Annotated in this window: 13 protein-coding genes; 8 read left to right on the top strand and 5 right to left on the bottom strand. The window is 53.5% G+C overall.

The window, feature by feature from the left end; genetic code table 11:
• Positions 1–263: 263 nt before the first annotated feature.
• Positions 264–1,817, top strand: a complete 1,554-nt coding sequence (locus ACR02O_RS12355) for a phytoene desaturase family protein (RefSeq protein ID WP_494521714.1) — start codon at positions 264–266, stop codon at positions 1,815–1,817.
• Between the two features lie 13 nt (positions 1,818–1,830).
• Here ACR02O_RS12355 and ACR02O_RS12350 read toward each other — a convergent pair whose 3' ends face one another.
• Complete coding sequence (locus ACR02O_RS12350; protein ID WP_033156529.1) at positions 1,831–3,030, bottom strand: cation:proton antiporter; 1,200 nt, start codon at positions 3,028–3,030, stop codon at positions 1,831–1,833.
• 152 nt (positions 3,031–3,182) lie between these two features.
• Here ACR02O_RS12350 and ACR02O_RS12345 point away from each other — a divergent pair, with 152 nt between their 5' ends.
• Complete coding sequence (locus ACR02O_RS12345; protein WP_051669944.1) at positions 3,183–4,463, top strand: NAD(P)/FAD-dependent oxidoreductase; 1,281 nt, start codon at positions 3,183–3,185, stop codon at positions 4,461–4,463.
• A gap of 174 nt (positions 4,464–4,637) precedes the next feature.
• The gene (locus tag ACR02O_RS12340; RefSeq protein ID WP_033156530.1) at positions 4,638–4,967 is read left to right on the top strand and encodes a hypothetical protein; all 330 of its coding nucleotides are present in this window, start codon (positions 4,638–4,640) and stop codon (positions 4,965–4,967) included.
• 139 nt (positions 4,968–5,106) lie between these two features.
• Here ACR02O_RS12340 and ACR02O_RS12335 read toward each other — a convergent pair whose 3' ends face one another.
• The 4 genes from ACR02O_RS12335 to ACR02O_RS12320 form a co-directional block, all read right to left on the bottom strand.
• Positions 5,107–9,327, bottom strand: a complete 4,221-nt coding sequence (locus ACR02O_RS12335; protein ID WP_033156531.1) for a DEAD/DEAH box helicase — start codon at positions 9,325–9,327, stop codon at positions 5,107–5,109.
• Positions 9,328–9,447: 120 nt separating this feature from the next.
• Positions 9,448–10,335: a succinate--CoA ligase subunit alpha gene (gene sucD, locus ACR02O_RS12330; RefSeq protein WP_033156532.1), complete on the bottom strand. Its 888-nt coding sequence runs from the start codon at positions 10,333–10,335 to the stop codon at positions 9,448–9,450.
• Between the two features lie 9 nt (positions 10,336–10,344).
• On the bottom strand, positions 10,345–11,526 hold the full coding sequence (locus ACR02O_RS12325; RefSeq protein ID WP_171695685.1) for a malate--CoA ligase subunit beta: 1,182 nt from the start codon (positions 11,524–11,526) through the stop codon (positions 10,345–10,347).
• Between the two features lie 124 nt (positions 11,527–11,650).
• Positions 11,651–12,604: an HpcH/HpaI aldolase/citrate lyase family protein gene (locus ACR02O_RS12320; RefSeq protein WP_171695686.1), complete on the bottom strand. Its 954-nt coding sequence runs from the start codon at positions 12,602–12,604 to the stop codon at positions 11,651–11,653.
• 207 nt (positions 12,605–12,811) lie between these two features.
• Here ACR02O_RS12320 and ACR02O_RS12315 point away from each other — a divergent pair, with 207 nt between their 5' ends.
• The 5 genes from ACR02O_RS12315 to ACR02O_RS12295 all read left to right on the top strand — a co-directional run bounded on the left by ACR02O_RS12315 (position 12,812) and on the right by ACR02O_RS12295 (position 17,733).
• Complete coding sequence (locus ACR02O_RS12315; protein WP_033156535.1) at positions 12,812–13,978, top strand: aminotransferase class V-fold PLP-dependent enzyme; 1,167 nt, start codon at positions 12,812–12,814, stop codon at positions 13,976–13,978.
• A 339-nt stretch (positions 13,979–14,317) separates the two neighbouring features.
• Positions 14,318–14,854, top strand: a complete 537-nt coding sequence (locus ACR02O_RS12310) for a hypothetical protein (protein WP_033156536.1) — start codon at positions 14,318–14,320, stop codon at positions 14,852–14,854.
• Positions 14,855–14,992: 138 nt separating this feature from the next.
• Positions 14,993–15,841 carry a hypothetical protein gene (locus tag ACR02O_RS12305; protein ID WP_033156537.1) on the top strand — a complete coding sequence of 283 codons (849 nt, stop codon included), beginning with the start codon at positions 14,993–14,995 and terminating at the stop codon, positions 15,839–15,841.
• A 57-nt stretch (positions 15,842–15,898) separates the two neighbouring features.
• Positions 15,899–16,870, top strand: a complete 972-nt coding sequence (locus tag ACR02O_RS12300) for a 2-hydroxyacid dehydrogenase (RefSeq protein WP_033156538.1) — start codon at positions 15,899–15,901, stop codon at positions 16,868–16,870.
• A 113-nt stretch (positions 16,871–16,983) separates the two neighbouring features.
• On the top strand, positions 16,984–17,733 hold the full coding sequence (locus ACR02O_RS12295; protein WP_033159547.1) for an IS5 family transposase: 750 nt from the start codon (positions 16,984–16,986) through the stop codon (positions 17,731–17,733).
• The last annotated feature ends 59 nt before the right edge of the window (positions 17,734–17,792 follow it).

Below are 17,792 nucleotides of genomic sequence, written 5' to 3'. Positions count from 1 at the left end.
TTTGGGAAGCTGGAGCTTCCGATGGCTGGGTTCCCAACCTGGAGCTTGGGAACCAGAGGCCTAAGGATCGGATTACATTCAGCAGTTTAAAGCAACAAAACTACAGTATTCTAGCCATGAGTAGCACTCTCTGGAGACCAGCCAGTGTCAGTGGTCGAGAGCTTCTGCGCGATGGCGCAACGGCTGAGGTAAAGCCAAGCACTTGTTTTCCACTTGGTTTATTCCTAAGCTAGCCGGCTATTTATCTCCATAGAAGACAGCCAATGCGCGGCATACACACGGAATCGAAAAAAGAAGTTTACGACGTCGTCGTCATTGGCGCGGGGATTGGCGGGCTGAGTACCGGCGCATTACTCGCGAAATCGGGCAAGTCGGTGTTGTTGGTGGAAAGGCACGACAGGCCGGGCGGTTATGCCCATGGCTTCAAACGCCGCCACTTTCATTTCGATGCCGGCGTACACCTGGTCAGTGGTTGCAGCCCGGAAGGATACGGCAACGGCAGCACCATGAATAAGATTTGCCTGGCGGTGGGCATAGATCCGGAGGAACTGTTTATCCCCGTACCATCATACGCCCGAGCGGTTTTTCCGGATTTCGAAATCCCCTTGCGAGCCGGCGAAGCAGCGTTCGTAGCCGGCTTAACCGAAAATTTTCCGGCAGAAAAGGAAGGTCTGCTGGCGCTGATCCGGCTTTGCAAAACACTGGCGGAAGAAGCCATGCTGGCCGAGGAAGTGTTGTCCCAAAGTAAGGCAACGCGGGTTTCGCCCATGCAAATGCTGGGCAATTTATTCCGCTACCGGCGCACCACGCTGGCGGAGGCACTGGACGAGTTTTTGGTGGATGCCCGCCTGAAAAGCGCTTGCGCGATGCTCTGGCCTTACTTGGGTTTACCGCCATCGCAACTGTCTTTCCTGTATTGGGCTTCGATGATGGCCGGATACACCTACGAAGGCGGCTATTACTGCCGGGGCAGTTTCCAGAATTACGCCGATCAACTGGCCGCCGCTATCGAAAACCAAGGCGGCGAAGTTTTGCTGAATGCTAGCGTGCGGCGGATTTGTGTCGAAGCCGGTAAAGCTTGCGGCATTGTTTTGGAAAACGGCCAGGTAATCCGGGCCGAAACGGTGGTTTCCAATATCGACATTCGCCAAACCGCCGAATTGTTGATCGGCCCGGAGCACTTGCCAAGCGGGTATGGCGAGGGCCTGGCAAAGCTTTCGCCGTCCTTGTCGATCTTCGCCTACTACATCGCCACCGACCTGCCTCTGTCCGAGCAAGATCATGCCCATGAAGGGTTTTTCTTTGAATCGTTCGACCACGAAGCCAGTTATGCCTGCAGCCAATCCGGTCAGAGCAATTGGTTTTCGGCCACCCTGCCCTCCTTCGCCGATCCATCGCTCGCACCGCCCGGACAAAGCATCATGATGCTGACCACCTTGTGTCCATTTGACGTGGGGCAATCCTGGCGCATGGCCAAAAGCGGCTTTCAGCAGCGTTTGCTGGAAAAAGCCGAACGGCATTTTCCCGGCCTGAACGACCATTTGTTGGTCGTGGAGTCCGGCTCCCCGCGCACCCTGGAGCGCTACACCCTAAACCGCCAAGGCGCAGCCTATGGTTTTGCGCCCACCCCGGAGCAGATCGGCCCGAATCGCCCCAGCGTAGTCGGCGCCCTGCCCGGCTTGTTCCACACCGGCCATTGGACTCGGCCAGGCGGCGGGGTAGCTGGCGTCAGCGTGTCCGCCTTACTCGCCGCGCAGGCGGTACTGGGTATCGCTACGCAAGCGGATTTTTGGAAAACCTTAGGGCTGGACAACTAAGGACCTTAGACACTTATTTTGCACGGGAAAGAAGCGCCTGCATCCGCGCCAGTTTCGGCGATACCACCGGTACCGTCAGCATGGTACTGAGCACGGCCATCAACAACAAGGCAGTGAAAGTCTCGCTGCTTATTATTTGTTTATCCAGCAACACGTTGGCAAAGATAATCATGATCAAGGCTTTGGTTTGCAGCAGCCAACCTATTACAGACGCCTCGCCGCGCTGCCATTTCAGGATTTTTCCAGCGACATGAATGCCCAGCAATTTGCCGAACACCGACACCAATAGCAATAGGCCGGCGACCACCAACACCGCCGCCCCGCCCATGGCCCAATTGGTTTTCAAGCCGGTGCTCAGGAAAAACACTGGCATCACCGTCAGTAATAGATGGTGGCGTAACAAGTCCATCTGGGCTTGATTGAACCAATGGCCATCCAAGATAGCACCGGCCAAAAATGCCCCCACCATAAAATGCAAGCCGGCCCAGTCCGCGGCAAAGCCCGTCGCCGCCAGAGCGATGATGCCGACATACCAGCGGTCAAGCTCCGGCAGCCAGGCCATTAGTTTGCGAATCCCGTAGGCACTGATCGCAAAACCTAACAAAAACGCACCCTGCCGGCCTACCCGGTCCCAATCCAACAGAATCAAGGCCAGCACCGCCCAAATCGCTATATCGTCCATGCTGGCGTAACGCAAGATGCGTTGACCGATAGGTTGCCGCAGCACTGCCAATTTTTCCATCAGCAAAATCAGTATCGGCAACGCCGTCACTGCGCACGACATACCGATACCGACCACAAATTGCCAAGACATGGCCTTGGCACCCATCCAGCCCGGAAATAGCAGCATCCCCAAAGCGGCAACACACCCCAAGCCCAAGGGTACACCCAAGGCCAAGCCAGCCGTAATACTGGTTTCCAGCCGGTGTTGCCAGGCTTGGCGCAAATCCAACTCAATGCCGGCGACCCAGACAAACAACATCACCGACCACCAGGCGATGCCGTTCAGTGCCTGTATGACCTGGGTATTGAAAACAAAAGCATAGTAATCGGGAAATGCGCTGCCCAAGATACCCGGCCCCAACAAAATCCCGGTGATGATTTGCACCACCACCAAGGGCGCGAAGTAATCGGTCCGGCCGATTCGCCAAATTAGGTACGGCAAGCTGTAGATAATGGTCAGGGCGATCAGAAATATTTCAGTCGTGTTCATAGTGCCAATCGTTTGGAGTCAGTCGCGTAAGGCAGGTATTATGGCAAATTTACCGCCGATGAACCGATGCAAGCCATTGCTTAGTACAGTGGCTCGAACAAAATTAAATCCACCGCCCCTAGTCCCGATTTTTCTTACACAGGCAAAACAGCATGTCACAATCTGAACGTTTCGATGCCGCCGTCATCGGCGGCGGTCCCGCCGGTACCAGCGCGGCGATCATCTTGGCCAAAGCCGGCAAGCACGTGGTGTTGTTCGAGCGCTCACGCTTTCCACGCTTTCAAATCGGCGAATCCTTGTTGCCGGCTTGCTGGGAGCTTTGGCGGCGGCTGGGCGTGACGGAAAAAATCGAAGCCGAAGGTTTTACCGTCAAGCAAGGCGCAAACTTCGGCATGTTCAATCAAAAACCCGATGTATTGCTGCTGACAGCGGAATATCCGGGGTATTTCGAACGACCCTATACCTATCACGTGGAGCGCGCCCGTTTCGATGAAATTTTGCTGGAGCATGCCGCCGAATGCGGCGTTGATGTGCGGCGGGAGTGGGCGGTGGCCGACGTATTATTCGACGGCAAACGAGCGATTGGCGTGAGCGCCGGCCCGAATGATTCTGACCCCGCGCCCATTCATGCTTCAGTGGTCATCGACGCTTCAGGGCGTGAGTCCCTGATCGCCCGTAAGTTAAACTGGCGACGCCCCTTACCGGAATTGAATAAAATCGCCCATTTTGCCCATTTCAAAGGTGGCTTTCGCCGCGACCCGCACGGTTTTATCAATTTTGGAGACGTGATAGACGGTTCGGTCACCACCGACATTCATACCATTGATGGCGGCTGGATTTGGTACATTCCGTTACGCGACGACATCGTCAGCGTCGGTGCGGTCTTGGATACCCGCTTTGCGAAAAACTTGGGCGATTCGCCGCAACAGCGCTTTGACGCCGCCATTCAAAGCTGCGACTGCGTGCAAGAGTGGCTGGCAGACGCAGAGCAAGCCATGGACATCAAAACCATTTCATCCATTGGCTATATGAACGAACGTTTTCACGGCGACGGCTTTATGCTGGTGGGCGATGCGTCGATGTTTGTCGATCCGGTATTTTCCGCCGGGGTAACGCTGGCGATGCGCAGTGGGGTTTACGCGGCCGACGCGGCGCTGGAAGGTTTTGCCAACTGCGACGATTTCAGTGCCGCGCGTTTCAGTCATTACGAAGCCCGCATCCGCGAACCGATGGGGCGGATCTTTCAAATGATCTACAACTGGTACCGAATCCTGGAACAAAAAGACGCCAACAATATCATCTTACGTTCCCGGCAAAGCCCCATGCTGCGCGAACGCTTTATTGTCTTGCTGTCCGGTGGTTATGACATGGTCAGCATGAAACAAATTCTGGAGGCCGGTCAGGAACCGAGTTCTACTTATTTGATTTCTTGAACTTGATTGGCGTTTTAAGTCAGCCAATTAAAAGACGCCCAAATATCCAAAGCTTACTAAGCTCCGTGCAGCTAGCCGCGTAACGTTAAGGCGATCTTAATATTGCCGGCTAAAATGACTTCGCCGACGGTTTTAAAACGTTGGCAACCTAATAACGACACTACCGAGGCACACATGAACAACATCAACACATTTTTACTATCGGGCGCGTTGCTGGCATTTTTTGGCTTGGCGCAACCCTGCTTCGCCGGCATCGAAACCCCGCGCATCGACCAGCGCCAGGAAAATCAGGAAAGACGCATTGAGCAGGGCGAGGCTTCCGGCGCCTTGACCGACCGCGAAGCCAACCGTTTGGAACACCAACAAATGCGCATAGAACACCAAGAAGCCGCAGCGAAAGCTGATGGTGTGGTCACTGCCGGCGAACGAGCCCGATTGACCCATCAACAAAACAAAGCCAGCCGCAATATCGCTCGTAAAAAGCATAATTTAAGACGGGATTAAGCCAGCGCAATTCAGCCCGGTTCGGCGTTCCCGCGAATGCGGGAGCGCCGTAAAATCAAAAACCAGGAACCCAGTATCTCGGTGCGCTTTAAAATGGACTACGTAAAAACCACACCTAATAGCCGGATTCGTTGCCTGTTTAAGCTTCGCCTTTCATCAAATTCAGCAGTTCATCAGCCGACACTTTGCCGCTAATATCCGCGCCATCCAACAAGCTGTCGGCCAAATCGCGTTTATGGCTGTGCAGCGCGACGATTTTTTCCTCAATGGTATTTTTTGCAATCATCCTATAGATCGTCACCGGCCGCTGTTGGCCCATGCGGTGCGCGCGGTCTGAGGCTTGGTCTTCCACCGCCGGATTCCACCAAGGGTCCATATGAATCACATAGTCGGCGGCGGTTAAATTTAAACCCACGCCGCCGGCCTTCAAGCTGATCAGGAACAATTCGCCGTCGCCGCGCTGAAAGGCGTCTACCCGTTGCTGGCGCTCTTTGGCCGGCGTACTGCCGTCCAGATATTGATAACGAATGCCGCGCTGTTCAATGTAGTTTTTAATCAATTGCAAATGGTCGACAAACTGGCTGAACACCAGAGCCTTGTGTTTGTTATCCAGCAATTCGTCGACGATGTCACCGAACGCCGCCAGCTTGCTGCTGGGCAAAGCCACCGCGGCGTTGGCCAACAAGGTATTGCAGCAACTACGGCGCAATTTGCTGATGGCCGCCAGAATCTGTAATTGTTTTTGCCCGGCCGGTGCATCGGCGCTAGTCAATGCCGCCAGACTATCCCGGCGCAAGGCTTCGTAGAAGGCCATTTCCTCACTGCTCAGCTCGACATAAATCGGGATTTCTGTGCGGGGTGGCAGCTCCTGCAATACCTGGGTTTTGGTGCGGCGCAGAATAAAAGGCTGGATCAGTTTCTTCAATTGGAAACGGGCCTCGGCACTGCGGTCGCGTTCGATAGGGCCGGCAAAGCGTTGATTGAACTGTTCCAATGAACCCAATAAACCGGGATTGATAAACCTGAACAAATTCCACAGTTCGCCCAAATGATTTTCCAAAGGCGTGCCGGTCATGATCAGTTTAAACTCGGCTTGCAGATTCATCGCCCCCTGCGAGCGGCGGGTGGCGATGTTTTTGATCCACTGCGCCTCGTCGAGAATCACAGTCTGGAACTGGATTTTCGCCAACATTTCGGCGACTTGTTCCTGTTGCAACAAGCCGTAACTGCAAATCAGTAAATCGTAAGGCCCCAGGTTATCCAGCAAGCGCTGGCGATCACCGCTACCGAGAATTTGCGGATGCAGAGTCGGCGCAAAACGGCTGGCTTCGTTTTCCCAATTCATGCACACCGAAGTCGGTGCGACGATCAGGCTGGGGCCGTTCGGGGCACGGTCAACCAGCAGGGCCAAGCCTTGCACCGTCTTGCCCAAGCCCATATCATCCGCCAGACACGCGCCGACACCCCAGCGAGCCAGGCGCGCCAACCAGCGATAACCGTCCATTTGATAGTCGCGCAATTCGGCTTGAAAAGTAGACGGTACTTTAGGCTGATAGTCTCGCGAATCCTTCAGACGCTGCATGTGCGCTTGCCAATGTTTATCGGCTTTGAAGCCGGCCTCGTCCTGCCAGTCTTCCAGCGTCAGGGCAGCCAACGGATTGATCCGGACTTTCTTGCCGTGCAGATCCGCGTAGGCGCGTAAATCGTCGAGGCGGCGGCGAAACTCTTCGGTCAAAGCAATGAATTGACCGTCCTGCAATTTCAAGAAGCGGCCTTCGCGATTGTTCAATAAACCCAGCAATTGCTGAATTTCGATGACGGTATCTTCATTGACCTGCAACTCGCCCTGCAGGGCAAACCAATCGTTGTCGCGCTTGATTTGCATGCTAAAGCCGCTGCCGTTGGTTTGCCCCAACAACCGAAATCTGACGCCTTCCGGCCATTCCAATACGGCTTGTTCGGCCGGCAACGCCTGTAATTGCAACAGCAGCTCCAGACATTGTTCAGGTTGATCCAGCAAATAATCACCGGCACCATCGCGTTCCGCCTGCTCCAACACATCGCAAGCCTGCAAAACGGCTTGCGCGCGCTGTTTTTCCAAAGCCAGATCGCGTTTGGTCTGGCAATGGCTGCCGTCGATTTCGGCTAACACGCTTTCGCCGCCATGCCCAGGTTGATAATAGGCGCCGCCGCTGGCGAACGGCCGGATCAGCATCGCCACGCGCAGACCTTCGCCCCAGGGTAATAAATGCACGCGCGGGGTGGCGTCGGCCTGGACTTGCTCGGCGCTACTGGAACTGCCGCCTATATCCGAATGTACGGTCAACAAGCCGGAAATACTGGTCAGAGTTTGCAAGACTCGGTCTTGCGCCGATACCGGCACCTCCAGGCCCTTGGCGCCCAATACCGCGAGGATTTTATGATGGTCGGCGGTGAACTCCAGCACGCGCAAGCGCGTGGGTGTTTCCTTGGCGACATAGAATTTTTGTTCGTGTCCGGGCACGGGTTCCAGGCTGATTTTGATCTTGTCGCTACCAGCCAGTTTTTTCACCCGCAGTTCGGCTTCGCCCTTGACCACATCCACCCGTACTTCGGGCGCATCGGCCCAAAACAACAGCGGGTGTCCCAGCAAGGCCTGCGGCATGCTATTGTCGAACTCAAAATAAGTGCCGCTGCCGTACCAGCCGCTATCGCGGTATTCCTTGATATGCGCGCACAGCTTAATGTCCTGTTCGGTTAAATAGTCAAACTTGTTGGTTTCGTGCGCCAACCGTTTCAAGGCAATCGCCCTGCCCTTACTCCAGCCGCCTTTGGCTTGTTGTTTTTGTTCGCGCGGCTCGATGTCCAGATGATGGCTAATGTCATCGTAACTCAACAACCAGACCAAGCGCGTTGGCTTGTCGATAAGCGCGGCGGTATCGGCTTTTTTTTCGGCCTTGGGCAAATTTAATAAGGCATCCAGTGCCAAGTCCCAATCCGGGCGGCTGGCAAATAAATCCGCCAACGCCGGCCTGGCATCGAAAAAGCTGCAATCCCATTGCAGGGAACGCGGCGGCTCTATATGGGTAAAGATCTTGGCTAATTCGGCGGCCGGCCAACGATAACCGTTGTCCACCAGATGCCGGTACAGCTTTTGACTCAGTGGCGTGACATGATTGAATTGATCGGCTTTAACCCAAAATTTGATCAGGGTTAAAAACACATGCAGCAGTAATGGCGGAGTGAGCAAGGTGTCCGGGTAGCCGCTTTCCCGATAGCCGCTACTGATTTTATAGGTCAAATCGGTGTTTAACAGTTGCTCCCGCAATGACAAATCGCCTTGTAAAAAACGCTGAAACAAGGCCAACTGATGATAAATGCCCAACCAATAATTGTCGGCTTTGATCGCTTGATTGATCAGTGTGCTGAGTTTGGCGCGTTGTTTGGCGTCATTGTTTTTCAGGATAGCCAGCGGGTAAAACACGCCTGCCAAGCCGTAAAAATAGGCAGTGCGTTGTCCGGAAACCTTGCGTAGCTGTGCCAAAGCGCCCTCGAAACGGCTGACCGCTGCCGCGTAATCGCCGCGCAGAAAAATCAATGTCGCCGCGAGCGCTTGCAGCTCAGGATCATTTTGATCTGCGACCCGTTGCTCGACTGCATCCCAGTCACCCCGCAGCAAGCGTAACTCCAAAGCGACGCGGTTCAACAATTCCTGCTGCACACCCTGGCTAACGAACAATAACTGCTCTAAAAAGCCATCCAATTTTTCGTCGGCATACAGATACAGCAGTTGATGTAAGCCCGAAAACCCGGCCAGCCCCAGCAATAATTGCGGATGATGCGTAGTAAACCACGCGACATCCAGCGGGTTTAAAAACCAGGAAAGATACAGTTCGTTAACCGGCGGCAGTTTACCGAGGTAGTGGGCACCGGATTCCAGGCACTCGTCTACTTTGGCGTAATCGCCGCGATAAAATTGGATCCGCGCTTCGCGAATGCAGTCGTCCACGGTGCTGTAACGATAGTAGCCATGGCCGGGCGGATTGTTCATTTGTACGGCGCCGGCAAACAAATCAAACTCTTTGTCTTCGACCGCTTGGCGGGTCAACACTTCCGCTAGGGTTCGGCAGCACCGGGTGCCGCCGGATTTGAGGTTTTCTTCCAGCAAACCGGCTTTGATCAGCGGCTTTAGCCGGGCTTTGACAGCTTCCGACTTAAGTGTTTTCTCACCCTCCCTGATACCCAAACTGCCCAGGCATTTCGCCAAATTGATCAGCGAACTATAGCCGTAATAAACCGCCAGCAACTTCATAATAACCTGTTGCTCTGGGGTTAATGTTCGAAAAGTTTTAAGGCGTTCGACTAAACGAGAAGATTGCATGATTCCGGCAAAACGGCAAAAGAGGGGATGTTACCAGCTTGGCAGGGCAAGCTAAAGAACCTCAAGTCAACACAAACAAAAAAGCCCGCCGAAGCGGGCTTTATTTTAGCGGTGGGTAACTTACAGCTTTGCCAATACCTTAGCCACTGTCTCACCCATCGCCGCAGGAGTTGGGGCAATAATTACGCCCAACTCTTTGAGCATTTCCACTTTCTCCGCCGCCGACTCGCCTACTGAGGAAATAATCGCTCCGGCGTGGCCCATACGGCGGCCTTTCGGAGCGGTTAAACCGGCGATGTAGGCCACAACGGGCTTGGTCATATGTTCTTTGGCAAACATACCGGCTTCCACTTCTTGCGGTCCGCCGATCTCGCCGATCATCACCACCACTTTCGTTTCCGGGTCTTGCTCGAATTTTTCCAGAATATCGCGGTGCGAGCTGCCGTTAATCGGGTCGCCACCGATACCGACTGAAGTCGACACGCCGATGCCCAGCGCTTTCATTTGATCGGCCGCTTCGTAACCCAGGGTACCGGAACGACCGACGATGCCGACGTTACCAGGTATATAAATATGCCCCGGCATGATGCCCAGCATGGCTTTGCCCGGACTGATGGTGCCGGCACAGTTAGGGCCGGTCAGCACCATGCGTTTTTCCTTGGGAAATTTGCTCAGAAAGATTTTGACTTTCATCATGTCCTGAGTCGGGATGCCGTCGGTAATCGATACGCAGTATTTGATGCCGGCTTCGGCGGCTTCCATGATCGAATCGGCGGCATAAGCCGGCGGCACGAACACGATACTGGCTTCGGCGCCGGCTTGTTCGACAGCGTCCTTGACGGTATTGAACACCGGGCGGTCCAAATGTTTTTGCCCGCCCTTACCCGGCGTCACGCCGCCGACCACGTTGGAACCGTAGTCGATCATCTCCTGGGCGTGAAAAGTACCAATCTTACCGGTAAAGCCTTGAACGATGATGCGAGTGTTTTGATCGATAAAAATTGCCATGTCTGTTCCTTAAGCTTGCGCGGCTACAACTTTGTTACGGGCTTCGACCGCTTTCTCGGCGGCTTCCGCCAAGGTATTTGCCGTGATGATGGGCAAACCGCTTTCTTCGATGATTCTGCGGCCTTCCTCAACGTTGGTACCGGACAGACGGACCACCAGCGGCACCTGCATGTCGATTTTTTTCACCGCATGGACCACGCCTTCGGCAATCCAGTCGCAACGGTTGATACCGGCAAAAATGTTGACCAGCATGGCTTTGACGTTTTTATCCTGCAACACCATCCGGAAGGCTTTTTCGGTGCGTTCGGCCGATGCACCGCCGCCGACGTCCAGGAAATTCGCCGGCTCGCCGCCCGCCAATTTAATCATGTCCATCGTCGCCATCGCCAAGCCGGCGCCGTTGATCATGCAACCGATGTCGCCGTCCAGACCGACGTAGCTCAAACCTCGGTCAGCGGCCGCCATTTCCCGTGGGTCTTCTTGCGTTTTGTCGCGCAATTCGGAGATTTTTTGCCGACGGAACAAGGCGTTGTCGTCAAAGCCCATTTTGGCGTCGAGTGCGATCAATTCGTCGTGGCCGGTAATGACCAAAGGATTGATTTCGACCATGTTGGCGTCCAGTTCACGCATGGCACGGTAGCAGCCTTGAATCAACTTCACGGCTTGCGGAATCAGATCGGCGTTCAAGCCCAGCGCAAAGGCCATTTCGCGGGCTTGGAAATCCTGTAAACCAACTGCAGGTTCAATGTAGATTTTTTTGATCGCATCCGGATTATTTTCCGCCAGCTCCTCAATCTCCATACCGCCTTGCGCGGAACCGACCATGACAATCCGCTCCTGGGCACGGTCGATCAACAGGCTGAAATACAGTTCCTTGGCAATATCGGTTCCGGCTTCGACGTATAAGCGCAGGCATTGTTTGCCGGCAGGACCGGTTTGGTGTGTCACCAATTTTTTGCCCAGCAAAGATTCGGCGGCATCGCTGACTTCGTCGTGGGTTTTGCAAATCTTGATACCGCCGGCCTTGCCGCGGGCGCCGGAATGAATCTGGGCTTTAACCACCCAGACGTGGCCGCCGATTTCGCGGGCGCGTTGCACCGCATCTTCCGGGCTGTAAGCCAGACCGCCATCCGCTATTTTCACGCCATAGTCGGCCAATAGCTGTTTTGCTTGGTACTCATGAATGTCCATGCACTCTCTCGTGATATTGGAAAAATGTAGGTTGGGTTAGGCATCAGCCCTAACCCAACACGAAGGCCTTAAATGTTGGGTTACCCTTGGTTTTTTCCCAAAGAGCAACCCAACCTACAATTTTTTATTTTGATTTCGCGGCAATCGCTTCGGCGGCACGGACGATGTTGTTCGCCATCCGTTCGGAAGCTGCATCAATCAAACGACCATCCAGTGCGGCAGCGCCTTTGCCTTGCGCGGCGGCTTCCTGCAACGCTACCAGGATGCGCTTGGCTTTTTCGACTTCCGCAGCAGGCGGGGTGAATACTTCGTTCGCTAAAGCGATTTGCGAGGGATGAATCGCCCATTTGCCTTCACAGCCCAGCGCAGCAGCGCGGCGGGCACCGGCTTTATAGCCTTCAGGGTCTTTGATGTCGCCGAATGGACCGTCGATAGGACGCAGTCCGTAGGCACGGCACGCCACCGTCATCCTGCTAATCGCCGCATGCCATTGGTCGCCGGGATAATCGGGATTCAAACCACCGATATTCACGGTACGGGCCCGATTGCTGGCGGCATAATCGGCGACGCCGAAATGCAGGGCTTCCACCCGACCGCTAAGCGCACCTTGTTTGGCAATATCTTCGACGTTGGCCATGCCCAGTGCCGTTTCGATCAGGCACTCGATGCCGATTTTGTTTTTCAGGCCTTCCTGCATTTCCAGCTGCGACAGCATCGCGTCGACCATATAGACATCGCCGTAGACGCCGACTTTGGGAATCAACAGCGTATCGATTTTAGCGCCGGCTTGTTCGACCAAGTCAACCAGGTCGCGCACCATATATTGCGTATCCAGACCGTTGATACGTACGGACAGCGTGATGCCGTTACCTTTCCAATCCAAATCGTTGATGGCCTGGATGACGTTTTTCCGCGCTTGCAGTTTATCGTCAGGCGCAACGGCGTCTTCCAGATCGAGAAACACAAAGTCCACACCACTTTTTAAGGCTTTTTCAAACATTTCCGGACTGGAACCCGGTACCGCCAATTCGCAACGTTGCACGCGCTGGGCATTAGCTTCGTAAAGAGTGTGACTCATGTATGTTTCCTACGGTTGGTTGGCCGGCTAAAAAACCGCGCCATGTATGGGTTGAAGAACGTGACATTTTACTTTCAGGGCCTGCAATGTCAATTGCGCTTGTCAGCTTCGGTGCAGGTTTGCGCCAGTAAACGACTTGCCGAATCACGGCTTCTGTGGCAACATCCCGCGATTTTCTAAGCTTCCAAAATTCCAAGGAGACACCAGATGGCAGGTCGCAATCACCTATTTGTTCCAGGGCCAACCAATACCCCACATGAAATTCTGAGCGCGATGCATGTGCCGATGGAAGATCACCGTTCGCCTATCTTCCCTAAATTGCTGGCGCCGATTTTGGAAGACCTGAAAAAAGTGTTCCGCACCGAAACCGGCCAATGCTTCGTATTCCCCGCCACCGGCACCGCCGGCTGGGAAGTGGCGATGACCAACTGCCTGAACCAAGGCGATAAGGTATTGATTTACCGCTTTGGTCAGTTCGGTCATTTGTGGGCGGAAGCTTCAAAAAAACTGGGCTTTGACGTGGAAATTCATCAGGTTGAATGGGGCAAAGGCATTCCTTTGGATCATTTGCAGGCGCGTCTTAACGAAGATAAAAACCACGAAATCAAAGCGATTCTGGCGACACATAACGAAACTTCTACCGGCGTCACCAGCGACATCCCTGGCGTGCGCAAAGCGCTGGATACGGCAAGCCATCCTGCGTTGCTGTTCGTCGACGGTGTCAGCTCGATAGGCAGCCTGGATTTCCGTCAAGACGAATGGGGCGTGGACGCCAGCATCGCCGGCTCGCAAAAAGGCTTTATGTTACCTGCCGGCCTGGCAATTCTGGGCTTCAGCCAAAAAGCCCTGGCCGCGATTGACAACAGCAACTTCCCGCGGTCTTTCTTCTCATTGAAAGACATGGCAGCCTCCAATAAAGACGGCTACACCCCTTACACGCCATCCACACCAATGTTGTACGGCCTGCGTAAAGCGCTGGAATTGTTGCTGGAAGAAGGTATGGAAAACGTCTACGCCCGTCATCACCGCTTGGGTGAAGGCGTGCGCCGTGCAGTCGCGGCCTGGGGCTTGCAAACTTGCGCGCAAGCAGGTTGGGACTCCGACACCGTCACTGCCATCGTGGTACCGGCCGATAAAGATGCCCGCCACGTCATCAGCACCGCGTACAACAAATACAACATTTCATTGGGCGCAGGCCTTAGCGAAGTAGCCGGTAAAGTGTTCCGCATCGGCCACGTTGGCGATATGAACGATGTTTCCTTGTTGGGTGCGATTGCCGGCGTGGAAATGGCTATGCTGGACCATGGCTTTGACATCAAAGCCGGCAGCGGCGTAGCTGCAGCCATCGAGTATTACCGCTCAACGGCTAAATAACATTCCCTAGATTTGGCGGGTGGCCTGCTTAACCAGCCACCCGTCATTCGATCAGCTTGTTATTCCCTCCGCCCTAGCCCCCCATCACAGCCCAAAACAGGCGGATATAGCACTTCCCTGTACTTTAGAACACGAGACAAGCAGCTGTGTTTTGTGCTTTAAGCACCAAAACTAACCATCTTTTGCACCATTCCACACCAAAAACACCTGATTTTTCACATCAAAAACAATGAAAACATCAGTAATTATTTAAAATAAAAGACTTTTTAAATAAGGGCATTGCTATTGCTTGATATTTTTTTGAGTTATCTTCTGACTCCAAAACCAAAGGAGAAAATCATGAGACACCGCCTATTGTTGTTAGCAGCACTGATCGCTCCTGCTCATGCGGAAATTCATGAACACGAGCCCACTGAAGTTCACCATCAAGAATTGCTAAAAAACGCCACTCAAAATAGCTTGGCGCCAAATTCCGACTTTTTAGCACCCGGCCTATGCTGGCTACCCAGCAGCTTAACCGGCAACCATAGCATCGACCAGATCAACACTTGCGTTATGGAAGCCATTTACACCTCAGGATTAAATCGCGGAAATACCATAGAAGCGCGCGAAATTGGCGCAGTGAACTGGTCCGTGATGAACTATCCCGCCATCAGTAGCGGAGCCTGGTCATTTATCCCCGACATTGGTTACCAGTTTCTAATGGAGAAAACCGCAGATGCCCAACCCGGCCAGCCAGACGTTGCGGTGCTTAGTGAAAAATCCTTGTCATCTATGCCCCTCGCCACGCTAACTTGGTTCGTATTGGGCTGCATGCTGGGTTCTTTAGCGTTGCTGCGTAGGAACCAAGAAAAGCTGGCAATCGTCACCGATTAAATTTTTAGCGGACGTTTGCACTGTTAATTTCAATTCTTTATAGTCCCATCTGCCGGTGCTTTGTTCAGCACCGGCATTGTCTGGGGCTAGTCCGCTATCTACCGATCATCAGACGACAAAGCGTTGGGAGATGCGAATATGGCAAAAACTCTATATCAACTGTTAAACATACCCGAGTCCGCCGACGACGAACAAATCCATCGCGCATTCAAGGATATTGAACGCCATTTGCTAAAACGCGAAGACGACGCCGGCATCGATACACTGAACCGAACCCGAGAAGCATTTGTAATCCTGTCCGACGCCAATCGGCGCATCGCCTATGATCGTAAATTGGCAGCCAGCCGCTTGCCGCAGGATCTATCGCCACCCGCCACTATCAACCGCCATCCCGTATCACCATGGTTGCAACGAGTAGCGATTGCCGCACTGCTGCTATTTCCAATTGGCTCTTGGCTTTATCACGATCATCAGCAAACCAAACAACAAGCCGAACTAGAGCGCATCCAAAATGACAAAGCTATTGAGGCTGCCGAATTGCTAAAAAACCAGCGGGAGCAAGCGTTACGCGAAAATCAACAGATTAGCGCTCAATACCAAGACGAACAGGCAGCCAAACGCGCGGAAATGGAATTAAGGCTCAGGCAACAGCAGCTGGATGACGCCAGAATACTGACCGAGCAACAGCTGCAAAACCAAGCTAGCGGCCTGGATTTAATGGAGAAACGTCTGAACACGGACGCGCGTGCACAAGAACAAAACATCGCCGAACGCCAAGCCGAACTGCAATACCAAAAACCGGCGATGGCGATGGCCTTGCAAGAGCAAAAAGACCAACATTTGGCCCTGCAGCGGCAAAGATCCCTAAAGCAACACGATGAAAACATAGCCAGCATCAATAGCCTGCGGGCAGCACGCTTAAAAGCCTACGACCGTGATCACGGTAATGGCGGCATAATGACCTCCAACCCGGCCGTCGATCCTTAACCACCTCACCACCGATTCTAACCTGAAAGTACCTGAAGTTTTACGATAGGAAATCCCATGAACAAACCCAAAGTCCTGCTTAGCCGCCGGTGGCCGGCAAGTGTTGAAGCCAAATTGCAAGCGCTTTACGACGTCACACTGAATCTCGACGACCACCCCTTGAGTGCTGACGAATTTAGGTTAGCTTTACAAAATTACGATGCGGTGTGCCCCAGTGTTTGCGATTCCCTGCCGGCCGAGGTGCTGAATGTCGCGAACAAGCGCTGCAAAATCCTGGGTAATTTTGGCGTGGGTTATAACCATATCGATATTGCCGCCGCCAAACAACAGGGGCTAATCGTCACCAATACCCCGGGCGTGTTGACACAAAGCACGGCTGATATTGCGATGACTTTGTTACTGATGTCTGCACGGCGCGGCGCCGAAGGCGACAGACTAGTGCGCGCCGGCGCATGGGCCGGCTGGTGCCCAACGCATATGATGAGCAGTGACGTGACCGGCGCCACGCTCGGACTAGTCGGCTTCGGCCGCATCGCCCAAGCCATGGCGCGCAAAGCCCATCACGGCTTTGGTATGAAAATTTTGTATCTCAAGCCCAGTCCGGCAGACCCCGCCGTCGTTGACGAACTAAAGGCGGAGCGTTGCGATACGCTGGAAGCACTATTACCGCGATGCGATTACGTGTCGCTGCATTGTCCGGGCGGCAACGAGACTCGGCATTTAATCAATGAAAAAACCTTGAATTTAATGAAACCCACTGCGCATTTGATCAATACCGCGCGCGGCGATGTGGTAGATAGCAAGGCCTTGATCAAAGCCTTGCAAGAAAAACGCATCGCCGGCGCCGGCCTGGATGTTTACGAAGGCGAACCCAACATAGATCAGGGCTTTTTGGCGCTGGAAAACGCCACACTGCTCCCCCACTTGGGCAGCGCCACGATTGCAACGCGCACCGCGATGGGGGAAAAGGTGCTGGAAAATCTTAAGGCTTATTTCTCCGGCAAAGACATACCGGATCGTATAGCTTAGAATCAAAGTATTTATTCTCGAAAGTAGGGGCTGTTGCCATTTTGAAACGATAGCCTTGAAATCGAACGGCTCTGCCTCATTGATTGATTTTTCAATCAGAAGACAAGTGAGCTATGCCGCGACAAATGTTTACGGATGCATACTGGAATAAATTCAAAGCCATCCTGTTAAGCCTGGGGATTTATGACAAGCCTTCGCTCAGGCAAACGGTAGAAGGGATTTTTTATCGCATGCGAGTCGGCTGCCCCTGGCGAGACCTGCCTGCCACGTTTGGTAAGTGGAATGCAGTCTACAAACGGTTTAATGCGTGGTCACTGCAAGAAAAACTGATGGGCATCTTTCGAGGCCTGGTTGTGGCACCGGATTTGGAATGGACCTTTATTGACGGCAGTATCGTGAAAGCGCATCAGCATAGTAGTGGTGCGGCTCATGAACAGGATGCCGCGATTGGGAAATCCGTTGCGGGTAACACCACGAAAATCCATATGGCCGTTGATGCCTGTGGGCTGCCTATTCATTTCTCGATCACCGGTGGTGAAGTCCATGACTGCAAAGAAGCGCCGGAATTAGTGGCTAAACTGCCTTTGGCTGACTACACGGTCGCTGACAAAGGCTATGACAGTGAACCTCTACGGATTCAAATTCGAGAGAAAGGGAGTGTCCCTATCATTCCTAGAAAACAAAATTCAATCGTCGGGAATGACGGAATGGATTGGTGCCTCTACCAATATCGCCACCTCGTTGAAAATGTCTTTGCGCGATTGAAACATTTCAGAGCCATCGCAACGCGATATGACAAATTGAAACGCAATTTTGAAGGCGTTGTCGCTTTGGCCTGCGCTTTTATTTGGTTACCCATGTAAAACGGCAACAGCCCCTAAAGTATCCTCCGGGAAAGCGCCCGTGGGGCTGTTGTGAACGG

Source organism: Methylomonas sp. PHL2-19 (assembly GCF_059331595.1).
Note: the sequence above shows the minus strand (reverse complement) of the source record. Positions and strands in the feature narration are given on the sequence as shown.

What these genes read in the sequence shown, in the direction of transcription:
- ACR02O_RS12355 (WP_494521714.1), top strand. Translation starts at nt 264, where the DNA reads ATGCGCGGCATACACACGGAATCGAAAAAAGAAGTTTACGACGTCGTC.
- ACR02O_RS12325 (WP_171695685.1), bottom strand. Translation starts at nt 11,526, where the DNA reads ATGGACATTCATGAGTACCAAGCAAAACAGCTATTGGCCGACTATGGC.
- ACR02O_RS12335 (WP_033156531.1), bottom strand. Translation starts at nt 9,327, where the DNA reads ATGCAATCTTCTCGTTTAGTCGAACGCCTTAAAACTTTTCGAACATTA.
- ACR02O_RS12320 (WP_171695686.1), bottom strand. Translation starts at nt 12,604, where the DNA reads ATGAGTCACACTCTTTACGAAGCTAATGCCCAGCGCGTGCAACGTTGC.
- ACR02O_RS12345 (WP_051669944.1), top strand. Translation starts at nt 3,183, where the DNA reads ATGTCACAATCTGAACGTTTCGATGCCGCCGTCATCGGCGGCGGTCCC.
- ACR02O_RS12340 (WP_033156530.1), top strand. Translation starts at nt 4,638, where the DNA reads ATGAACAACATCAACACATTTTTACTATCGGGCGCGTTGCTGGCATTT.
- ACR02O_RS12300 (WP_033156538.1), top strand. Translation starts at nt 15,899, where the DNA reads ATGAACAAACCCAAAGTCCTGCTTAGCCGCCGGTGGCCGGCAAGTGTT.
- ACR02O_RS12315 (WP_033156535.1), top strand. Translation starts at nt 12,812, where the DNA reads ATGGCAGGTCGCAATCACCTATTTGTTCCAGGGCCAACCAATACCCCA.
- ACR02O_RS12310 (WP_033156536.1), top strand. Translation starts at nt 14,318, where the DNA reads ATGAGACACCGCCTATTGTTGTTAGCAGCACTGATCGCTCCTGCTCAT.
- ACR02O_RS12350 (WP_033156529.1), bottom strand. Translation starts at nt 3,030, where the DNA reads ATGAACACGACTGAAATATTTCTGATCGCCCTGACCATTATCTACAGC.
- ACR02O_RS12305 (WP_033156537.1), top strand. Translation starts at nt 14,993, where the DNA reads ATGGCAAAAACTCTATATCAACTGTTAAACATACCCGAGTCCGCCGAC.
- sucD (WP_033156532.1), bottom strand. Translation starts at nt 10,335, where the DNA reads ATGGCAATTTTTATCGATCAAAACACTCGCATCATCGTTCAAGGCTTT.
- ACR02O_RS12295 (WP_033159547.1), top strand. Translation starts at nt 16,984, where the DNA reads ATGCCGCGACAAATGTTTACGGATGCATACTGGAATAAATTCAAAGCC.